This is a genomic window from Nocardia sp. NPDC058497 (assembly GCF_042720195.1).
Lineage (GTDB): Bacteria > Actinomycetota > Actinomycetes > Mycobacteriales > Mycobacteriaceae > Nocardia.
This window is the reverse complement of record NZ_JBHXMY010000196.1, coordinates 1-9984: the sequence shown is the minus strand read 5'-3', so window position 1 is coordinate 9984 and position 9984 is coordinate 1. Positions and strand designations below refer to the sequence as shown.

The following is a 9984-nucleotide window of genomic DNA, read 5'->3' as shown; positions in this document are numbered from 1 at the left end:
GGCGAGGGGTTTACCTTCGCGCGCTGGGAGGTTGGGTGCTCGCCTGCGGTGACATGGCGCACGCGACGCACCCGAACTACCCGGACCGGCACGAACCCGCGCACCGCATCGAGGTCGGCGGCGGGCCGGTGCTCAAGGTCAACCAGAACCTGCGCTACGCCACCGACGCGGCCGGGGCGGGCGCCTTCGCGCTGGCCTGCGCGCAGGCCGATGTTCCGTTGCAGCGCTACGTCCACCGTGCCGACCTGCCGTGCGGTTCGACCATCGGCCCGATGACCGCGGCCCGCACGGGCATGTCCACCGTCGATATCGGCGCACCACAGCTGGCCATGCACTCGTGCCGAGAACTCATGGGCGCGGCCGATGTTCCCGCCTACGCCTCGGCGCTGGCTGCCTTCTTGACGCCGGCTGCCCTCGACTGAGGGGTAGGCCGATAAGTGATCACCGCGTACACGATCACCGCGAAGGTGGTCCACACGTAGCTGGCGCCGATGATCTGCTGCCACCAGGCCCAGCCGAGTTCCTTGCCGTTGGAATGCGGCAGGACCCACTGCGGGCCGACGATGAACATCACCGTGAACAGCGCGACGACGGCGGTGAACACGCGGGAGCGGCGGCGCGTGACCTGGTCGACGGCGACGACCAGGGCCGGCGCCACCCACACCCAGTGATGCGACCACGACACCGGCGAGACGAGCAGCACGGCAGCGGCGTTGACCAGCAGTGCGGCGACGTCCTTGCCCGCGCCGATGAGCCGGTACATCCACACCGCGGCCAGCGCCACCGTCAGCACCGACAGTGCGATCCACAGCCCGGTGGCCACCGATTCGTCCATGCCGAGCCGGAACAGCGTGCCCTTGATCGACTGGTTGCCCGCGAAGTACGGGGTGCCGATGCGGCCGGTGTCGGTGACGGTGTGGAACCAGTATTGGACCGAATCGCTCGGGAACAGCAGGAAGCCGACGCCCACCGCGCCCGCCGCCGAGGTGACCAGGGTGGCCGCGGCCTTCCAGTCCCGCCGCACCAGGAAATACAGCAGATAGCCGGCCGGAATCAGCTTGATCGACACCGTGATGCCGATCAGCATCCCGCGCGGCCAGAACGGCTTGCGGACCAGGACGTCGATGGCGACCGCGGCCATCAGGATCAGATTGATCTGGCCGAAGTTGAACGTCTGGCGCACCGGCTCGAGGAACTGGGCCAGACCGAGCCCGGCGATCACGACGGTGAGCACCGAGATCCGGTCGAGCTCGGGACGGATGCGAACGAGCACCAGCCACAGCGCGATACCCAGGCTCACCAGCGAGGTCACCAGCACGGCGATCTCGGCGACCACCAGCGGCATCAACGCCAGCGGCACGAAGAACGCCGCGGCGAGCGGGGGATAGGTGAACGGCAGGCCGAGCCCGTAGACCGGCGGCATCGGCCCGTACAGGTCGCCGCCGTCGAGCCAGACGCGGGCGCCGTTGCGGTAAACCTGCAGGTCGATGAACCCGTGCCACCAGTGCGCGAGCAACGCGACCGCGGCGGAGAAGACGAACAATCCGATCGATGCGGCCAGCCACTTGCGCTGCCGGTCACGGTCGACCGGGTGCGGTGGGTTCGCCGACGGCCCGGCAGGAGTGGAACTCGGCGCCGCGTCCCGCGCGGGAACAGGCGGCTCGACCTGCTCGGCAACCCCCGGACTCTCGTTCACGGCGTCAGACTAACGGGTGCGGACCCGCCCGAAGCACAGGTGTGATCAGGCCGGGTGCGAGGTCGGTCACCAGTGGGCAGTGCGGGGCGAAGCCGCTCCGGTACTAACCATTAGACTCTGGAGTCAAGTTCCCCCGGCCGAAAGGACCCTGGTCTCCCGTGACACTGCAGGTCGACACCGTCGCTACCGCCGCAGCCACCCCGGATGCTCCGCAGCCGTACAAGGAACTCGGTCTCAAAGACGACGAGTACGCCCGCATCAAGGAGATTCTGGGCCGCAGGCCCACCGACGCCGAACTGGCGATGTACTCCGTGATGTGGAGCGAGCACTGCTCCTACAAGTCCTCCAAGGTGCATCTGCGCTACTTCGGTGAGACGACCACTCCCGAGATGAAGGCCTCCATGCTGGCCGGCATCGGCGAGAACGCCGGTGTGGTCGACATCGGCGACGGCTGGGCGGTCACCTTCAAGGTCGAGAGCCACAACCACCCGTCCTACGTCGAGCCGTACCAGGGCGCGGCCACCGGCGTCGGCGGCATCGTGCGCGACATCATGGCGATGGGCGCGCGCCCGATCGCGGTCATGGACCAGCTGCGCTTCGGCGCGGCCGACGCGGCCGACACCCGTCGCGTTGTCGACGGCGTCGTGCGCGGCGTCGGCGGCTACGGCAACTCCCTCGGCCTGCCGAATGTCGGCGGCGAGACCGTCTTCGACGCCTCCTACCAGGGCAACCCGCTGGTGAACGCGCTGTGCGCGGGCGCCATGCGTGTGGAAGACCTGCACCTGGCCTTCGCCTCCGGCGCGGGCAACAAGATCATCCTGTTCGGCGCGCGCACCGGCCTCGACGGCATCGGCGGCGTCTCCGTGCTCGCCTCGGACACCTTCTCCGGCGAGGAGACCGGCACCGGCCGCAAGAAGCTGCCCGCCGTGCAGGTCGGTGACCCGTTCACCGAGAAGGTGCTCATCGAGTGCTGTCTGGACCTGTACAAGGCCGGACTCGTCGTCGGTATCCAGGACCTCGGCGGCGCCGGGCTGTCCTGCGCGACGTCCGAGCTGGCCGCGGCCGGCGACGGCGGCATGCACATCGACCTGACCAAGGTCCCGCTGCGCGCCAAGCACATGACCCCCGCCGAGATCCTGTCGAGCGAGTCGCAGGAGCGCATGTGCGCGGTCGTCACCCCCGAGAACGTGGATGCCTTCATGGCCGTCTGCAAGCGCCACGACGTGCTGGCGACCGTCATCGGTGAGGTCACCGACGGCGACCACCTCGTCATCACCTGGCACGGCGAGACCGTCGTCGACGTGCCGCCGCGCACCGTCGCCCACGAGGGCCCGGTCTACGAGCGCCCGGTGCAGCGTCCCGACACCCAGGACGCGCTGATCGCCGACACCACCGCGAACCTCACCCGGCCCAAGACGGCCGACGAGCTGCGCGAAACCCTGCTGACGATGATCGCCAGCCCGCAGCTGTGCAGCCGCAAGTGGATCACCGAGCAGTACGACCGCTACGTGCGCGGCAACACCGTGCTGGCCGAGCACGCCGACGCCGGTGTCGTGCGCATCGACGAGGAGTCCGGCCGCGGCATCGCGCTGGCCACCGACGCCTCGGGCCGCTACACCAAGCTCGACCCGTACACCGGCGCTCAGCTGGCGCTGGCCGAGGCCTTCCGCAACGTCGCCACCACCGGCGCCACCCCGAAGGCCGTCACCAACTGCCTGAACTTCGGTTCGCCGGAGGACCCGGGCGTGATGTGGCAGTTCCAGCAGGCCGTGCGCGGTCTCGCGGACGGCTGTGCGGCCCTTGGCATTCCGGTGACCGGCGGCAATGTCAGCTTCTACAACCAGACCGGCAAGGACGCCATCCTGCCCACCCCGGTGGTCGGCGTACTCGGCGTCATCGACGATGTGCACCGCCGCATCCCGACCGGCCTGGGCCTCGAGCCGGGCGAGTCGCTGATCCTGCTCGGCGAGACCCGCGACGAGCTGGACGGCTCGATCTGGTCGCAGGTCGTGCACGACCACCTCGGTGGCGTGCCTCCGAAGGTCGACTTCGCCCGCGAGCAGCTGCTCTCGGAGGTGCTCACCTCGGGTTCGCGCGACGGCATGATCTCCGCCGCGCACGACCTGTCCGAGGGTGGCCTGGCGCAGACCGTCGTCGAGGCCGCGCTGGCGGGCGAGACCGGTTGCCGCATCGTGCTTCCCGAGGGTTCGGACCCGTTCGTCGAGCTGTTCTCGGAGTCGGCGGGCCGCGTGCTCGTCGCCGTGCCGCGCTCGGAGGAGACCCGCTTCACCAAGATGTGCGACGCGCGGGAGCTGCCGTGGGTGCGCATCGGCGTTGTCGACCAGGGCTCGGATTCGATCGAGGTGCAGGGTCAGTTCTCGGTGACACTCGCCGAATTGCGCGAGGCGTTCGAGGGCACCCTGCCTAAGCTGTTCGGAGCGCACACCGCCTGATTCACCGGGACGAGGAGTCGAGCTTGATCATCGAGGACACGAGCTCGACTACCACGCCCGCCGTTCATGAGAACCTCTTCGTCCGTGGAATCCACGTGGCGGAGAGGTTTTTTCATCCGAACTACACCGGGCTCGTCGTGGCCACCGTGTTCTTCGGCTGGTCGCTGACACCCTCGCTGCTGCCGCGTGACTGGTTCTTCCAGGGCCTGGTCAGCGGCATCAACGCGACGATCGGTTACGGCCTCGGCTGCGCGCTGGCCTGGGCCTGGCGCCGGTGGGTCGTGCCGAGAATCGCCCTGCCGGAGCAGATCACCGCGCGCTGGGCGCGGCGTCCGAGCTGGACACTCATCGCGGTGAAGTCCGTGATCGTGGTGGTCTGCCTGATCTTCGCGATCCTGCTGAGCATCCAGTCGGCGCACTGGCAGCGCCAGATCACCGATCTGATGGGGATGGAACCGGTGTCCGGCTCGGGATATCCGCGCACCGTGCTGGTCGGCGCGGTGGTGGTCGGGTTGCTGATCTGGATCTCGCGCGGCGTGGTCAGGCTGGTGCGGGCCGTGGCGCGCGGGCTGAACCAGTGGGTCCGGATTCCCGCCTCGGTCGCGCGGCCGCTCGGCGTGGTCATCGTGATCGTGGCCGCGGTGCTGCTGTTCAACGGCGTGCTGGCGAAAACCTTCTTCACCGTGGCGAATTCGGCGTTCAGCGCCCGCAACAGCCACACCTCGGCGCACGCGATCCAGCCGACGCTGCCCGAACGTTCCGGCAGCCCGGAGTCATTGGCGAAGTGGGACACCCTCGGTTCGGAGGGCCGGTGGTTCGTGTCCAACGCGCCGACCGCGCTGGCGATCGGGCAGGTCACCGGAAAGCCCGCGCGCGAACCGATCCGGGTCTACGCCGGGCTGGAATCGGCCGACGGGTTCGAGGCGCAGACCGATCTGGCCGTCGCCGAACTCGAGCGCACCAAGGCCTTCGAACGCGAAGTGCTGGTGGTGATCAGCACCACCGGCACCGGCTGGGTCGATTCGACCAGCGCGGAGTCGGTCGAGCTGATGTACGGCGGCGACAGCGCGCTGGTGGCGACCCAGTACTCGTATCTGCCCAGTGCCCTGTCGTTCCTGTCCGACCGGGACAAGTCGATGACCATGGGCCGCCTGCTGTTCGACAAGGTGTACGAGCGGTGGGTCGCGCTGTCCGAAGACGCCAGGCCCAAGCTGCTCGTCTACGGCGAGAGCCTCGGCTCGCAGGGATCGGAGGGCGCGTTCTCCGGGCTGGCCGATATCCGCAATCGCGCCGACGGCGTGCTCTGGGTCGGCCCGCCCAACTCCAACCGGCTCTGGTCGGAATTCGTGCGCAGGCGCGACCCCGGCACCGAGGAGATCGCCCCGATCTACGCCGACGGGCTCTCGGTGCGGTTCGCCGCGAGCGCCGATCAGCTGGCCAGGCCGTCGGACAACTGGACCGACCCGCGCATCGTCTATCTGCAGCACGCGTCCGATCCGGTGGTGTGGTGGTCGCCGGATCTGCTGTTCTCCGAACCCGACTGGCTGACCGAGAAGCGTGGACCCGATGTGTCACCGGCGATGTCGTGGTATCCGATCGTCACGTTCTGGCAGGTCGCCGCGGATCTGCCCCGCGCGCAGACGGTGTCGAACGGGCACGGGCACAACTACGGCAACGTGGTGCCCGACGCGTGGGCCGCGGTGGCCCAACCACCGGACTACACACCAGAATTGGCCGAACGGATCAAGACTTTCCTCATCGAGTCCGCGGCCACCGAACATCAGCTGAAATAGACCGGGCGGCGCCGAACCCCTCGATCGGCGCCGGCCCGATCCGATCAGGACACCGATTTGAACGGATTGTGTTCGGCGATCAGCTGTTCCAGCCGCGCCTCATCGATCCGGCCGATCAGTGACTGGGTCTCCTGCTGGTCGCGCACGACCTTGGCGAGAGTGAAGCAGCTGGTCACCAGGAACAGGCCCGACATCGCCAGGAACGCGCGCTGCCAGCCGTCCAGCGGCAGATAGGCGATTCCGGCACCGGTCCCGAACAGGCTGACGGCGAACGCGATCGCTGCCTGGGCCATGTAGGCCGAGGTGTTCTTCGGCTTGGCATTGGGTGTGCTCATAGGAATAAGCATGCTGACCGGGTGATCGGCACGGGCGCGTGAAACTACTCGAGTGCGGTGGGTAGTTGCCGAACGCGCCGGAAGTGACCGACCCGCCATCCACAACACCCCGCTGCGCCGAAACCGGCCAGCCATACTGGTTTGGTGTCCGCGACAGGCTCGACCCTCGCGACGCTGCGTACGCGCGGCGCCGGGCTGCTGCGCCGTGTCGAGGACATCGTCGACCTCAACTACCCCGGTCTGGTCCTGGCGACGCTGTTCTTCGCGCTGTCGGTGACGCCGTCGCTGGTGCCGCGCGACTGGCTGTTCCAGGGCCTGATCAGCGGGATCAACGCCGCCATCGGCTACGGGCTCGGGTGCGTGCTCGAGTGGGCGTTCCGGCGCTGGGCGCGGGCGCGGATCCCGATTCCCAGCCCCTCGGACCGGCTGCGGTATGGGATCAAGGCGACCGTGCTGGTCGTGTGCGCGCTGGTCGCAGCGGTGATGCTGGTGCAGTCGGCGCGCTGGCAGCGCGAGCTCACCTCGCTGATGGGGATGGCGGGTACCACCACGCCCGCCTACCTGCGGACCGGGCTGCTCAGCGTGGCCGTCGGGGTCGCCGTGGTCGCCGCCTACCGGACCGTGCGGGTGCTGGTGCTCGTGCTGGCCCGCCAGCTCAATCGCTGGGTGCGGGTGCCGCGTGAACTCGCGCCCGCCGCCGGTGCGCTGGTTCTCGTCGTGCTGGCGGTGACGATCTTCAATGGTGTGGCCTCGCGGGCGTTCTTCGCCGTGGCCAACTCCGCGTTCAGTGTGCGCAACGACCGGGTGTCGGAGTTCGCGGTACAGCCCGCGAAACCGGAGCGCTCGGGCAGTCCAGCTTCGCTCGCGCCGTGGGAGACCCTCGGCTTCGAGGGACGGTGGTTCGTGTCGAACGGGCCCAGCGCCGACGACATCACCGAGGTGACGGGAAAGACCGCGCGGGAACCGATTCGGGCCTATGTCGGGTTGGAGTCGGTGACCGGTGCGCAGACCGCGGCGCAGCTGGCCGTCGACGAGCTGGAACGGACGAAGGCCTTCGAACGCGAGGCCATGGTGGTGGTGACCACCACCGGCACCGGCTGGGTCAACTCGATGGCGGCGGGCGCGATCGAATACCTCTACGGGGGCGATACGGCCATCGTGGCCACCCAGTACTCGTATCTGCCCAGCGTGCTGTCGTTCCTGTCCGACCGCGAGAAGGCGGCCGCGGCCAGCCGGGAACTGTTCGACGCGGTGTATCAGCGGTGGCTGGCCCAGCCGGAGGGGCAGCGGCCGAAACTGTTCGTGTACGGGGAGAGCCTGGGTTCGCAGGGCTCCGAGGAGGCCTTCGACGGGCTCGCCGATCTGCGCGAGAAGGTGGACGGTGCGCTGTGGGTGGGGCCGCCGAACTCGAATCGGCTGTGGCGGCAGTTCGTCGACCGGCGTGATCCCGGGTCGCCCGAGGTGGCGCCGGTCTATGCCGACGGGCTGGTCGTCCGATTCGCCGACGACGCAGGGGATCTGGGGTCCGCGGAGCTGTGGCGCGAGCCGCGCATCGCCTACCTGCAGCTCCCGTCCGATCCGATCGTGTGGTGGTCGGCCGACCTGATCTTCACCCAGCCGGATTGGCTGAGCGAGCCGCGCGGCCCCGATGTGTCGACGCAGATGCGGTGGGCGCCGTTCGTGACGTTCTGGCAGGTCACGGCTGATCTCACGAATGCGCAAGGGGTTGTCGACGGGCATGGACATCGGTACGGGTCGCTGGTGCTCGACGGCTGGCTGGCCGTGGCCGAGCCGCCGGGGGTCAGTGCCGAAGTCGTCGAAAGTATTCGTGCCGCACTGGAATCCGCGGACGAGTACGAGCGAGCGGTCAAGTGATGCGGGGCCCGACTGTCCTCTCGGTACGCACCGCGCCTCGCGGAGTGGAAGGCCTGGCCGGCGTGCCGTTCGTGGTGACGCTGGAATCCGTGGAAGGTCCTCGCGCGAAGCGGGCCGCGACGTACACCGCGCGTCGCGCAGGGACGCGCGCGCCCGGTCCGTGGCGACGAGTGCGGACCGTGGCTGCGCTGGGACTACCGCTGCTGTGGAGTAATCGGGTGCTGCCTGGTCTCGATCTTCCGTTGCGCGGGCGCACCCTGGCGAGCATCGTATTCGCGGCGGGGTACACGGCGGTGTTCGATGGGCGGCCGAACTGGCTGTCGGCCAAGGGATTCCGATGGGGTGCGGGCAGTGCCGCGCTGGTGTTCGCCGGTTATGGTGTCGCGCTCGCTATTCCGGCGTTGCGGCGGCTACCGCTCGAGGTCGCCGAGCGGGTACCCGAGACGTCGACGCTCGAATGGATCGCCTTGCACATCCCGGTGGGCACGGTGCTGGCCGAGGAAACAGTGTTCCGGGGCACGCTCGATCCGCTGCTCGACGAGGTCGCCGAACCGCGCGTCGCCGCGGCGGTGGGTGCGCTCGGCTTCGGGCTGTGCCACATCCGCCCGGCGCAGGTCACCGGCGAATCGGTGCCGGGAACGGTCGCGCTCACCACGCTCGCCGGTCTGGTCTTCAGCGCGTTGCGCAGGCACACCGGCAGCGCGACCGCGCCCGCGTTGCTGCATCTGGCGATCAATGCCGGAGGAGCGTTGCTTCCGCTCGCGGCGATGCGGATCGAACTGCTCAGGCAGTAGCGACGTGATCACCGGTGAACGACGTCGAAGACGAATCCCTCGATCGTGACTCCCGGCGCGAACGAGAACGCGACGCCCGTCGAGATCGGCTCGGTCGCCTCGGTCTGAGCGGCGATCCGTTCGAGCACGAAGATCAGTGAGACGCTCGACATGTTTCCGTACTCACCGAGAACTTCCCAGCTTGTCGCCGCGGCTTCTGGCGGGAGGCCGAGCGATCGCGCGGATTCGAGCAAGATCTTCGGCCCGCCCGGGTGGATCGCCCACACATCGATGTCCGCCTGACGCAATCCGTTGCGGCGCAGAATGTCTCCGACGACGGGAGCGACGCCGTCGTAGATGTACTTGGGTACGTTCTCGGACAGCTCGCACGTGATGGCGTCATGGTTGACGCCGACCGCGATGCCGTCTTGGGTGCCCTCGAACAAATGGGTGAATTTGTCCCGGATGACGATCGTCCCGGCGGCAGGCTGCTCCATTGCGCGGTGTGCCCCGATGACGACCGCGCCGCAACCGTCGCCGAACAGGCTGTGCGAGACCGCGTCGCTGACGCCTTCGACGGGGACAACGTGCACCGAGTTGAGCTCGATGCACACGACCATCGCCTTCTTGTCCGGGTTGGCCCGGACGAAGTCCGAGGCGGTGCGAATTCCGTTCATCGCTGCCGCGCAACCCATGAAATTGACCACCAGGCGAGCGACCGATCGGGGCAGTCCGAGGTTCTCGACGACGGCGGCGTCGACGCCGGGCGCGATGAGCCCGGTGCTCGTGGCGAACACGAGAAGTCCTACGTCGGCCGGGTCGACACCGTCGAGCGCGCGCCGCGCCACGTCGACGGCCAGCGGAACGGCGTGGCGGTAGAACAGGTGCATGCGATCCTGGATCGTCGCCGGTTCGCCACTGGGCGCGGGAAGTCCCCCATGCAGCGGGTCGACCGCGCAGCGCCGGGGATTTTTAATGGTGTGGCGGCGGGCTCGTATACACAACACCGAACCCCCCAGACCGGAAATACTCGAGGTTGGGGGGGGAGGGGGGGTAATG

General features: G+C 68.6%; 6 protein-coding genes and 2 pseudogenes. 5 read left to right on the top strand and 3 right to left on the bottom strand.

Annotated elements, in window-relative coordinates; translation table 11 throughout:
• Window positions 1-422: pseudogene (locus ACFWPJ_RS15500) on the top strand (M18 family aminopeptidase); the annotation flags it as partial.
• Here ACFWPJ_RS15500 and ACFWPJ_RS15495 read toward each other — a convergent pair.
• Window positions 374-1696, bottom strand: a complete 1323-nt coding sequence (locus tag ACFWPJ_RS15495) for a glycosyltransferase 87 family protein (RefSeq protein WP_378851690.1) — start codon at window positions 1694-1696, stop codon at window positions 374-376. The pseudogene ACFWPJ_RS15500 and the gene ACFWPJ_RS15495 overlap by 49 nt on opposite strands.
• Window positions 1697-1854: 158 nt before the next feature.
• Here ACFWPJ_RS15495 and purL point away from each other — a divergent pair, with 158 nt between their 5' ends.
• A complete protein-coding gene (gene purL / locus ACFWPJ_RS15490) occupies window positions 1855-4149 on the top strand; it encodes a phosphoribosylformylglycinamidine synthase subunit PurL (RefSeq protein ID WP_378851687.1) in 2295 nt (764 codons plus the stop codon).
• A 23-nt stretch (window positions 4150-4172) separates the two neighbouring features.
• Window positions 4173-5942, top strand: a complete 1770-nt coding sequence (locus tag ACFWPJ_RS15485; protein ID WP_378851684.1) for an alpha/beta hydrolase — start codon at window positions 4173-4175, stop codon at window positions 5940-5942.
• 44 nt (window positions 5943-5986) lie between these two features.
• Here the strand turns inward: ACFWPJ_RS15485 and ACFWPJ_RS15480 are convergent, their stop codons facing one another.
• Window positions 5987-6277, bottom strand: a complete 291-nt coding sequence (locus tag ACFWPJ_RS15480; RefSeq protein WP_336086490.1) for a YiaA/YiaB family inner membrane protein — start codon at window positions 6275-6277, stop codon at window positions 5987-5989.
• Between the two features lie 144 nt (window positions 6278-6421).
• On the opposite strand from ACFWPJ_RS15480, the gene ACFWPJ_RS15475 reads away from it, so the two are divergent.
• Both ACFWPJ_RS15475 and ACFWPJ_RS15470 read left to right on the top strand, forming a co-directional pair.
• Window positions 6422-8152, top strand: a complete 1731-nt coding sequence (locus ACFWPJ_RS15475) for an alpha/beta hydrolase (RefSeq protein WP_378851681.1) — start codon at window positions 6422-6424, stop codon at window positions 8150-8152.
• Window positions 8153-8331: 179 nt separating this feature from the next.
• Window positions 8332-8946, top strand: a complete 615-nt coding sequence (locus ACFWPJ_RS15470) for a CPBP family intramembrane glutamic endopeptidase (protein ID WP_378851678.1) — start codon at window positions 8332-8334, stop codon at window positions 8944-8946.
• Between the two features lie 8 nt (window positions 8947-8954).
• Here the strand turns inward: ACFWPJ_RS15470 and ACFWPJ_RS15465 are convergent.
• A pseudogene (locus ACFWPJ_RS15465) lies at window positions 8955-9890 on the bottom strand (type III polyketide synthase); the annotation flags it as partial.
• Between the last annotated feature and the right edge of the window lie 94 nt (window positions 9891-9984).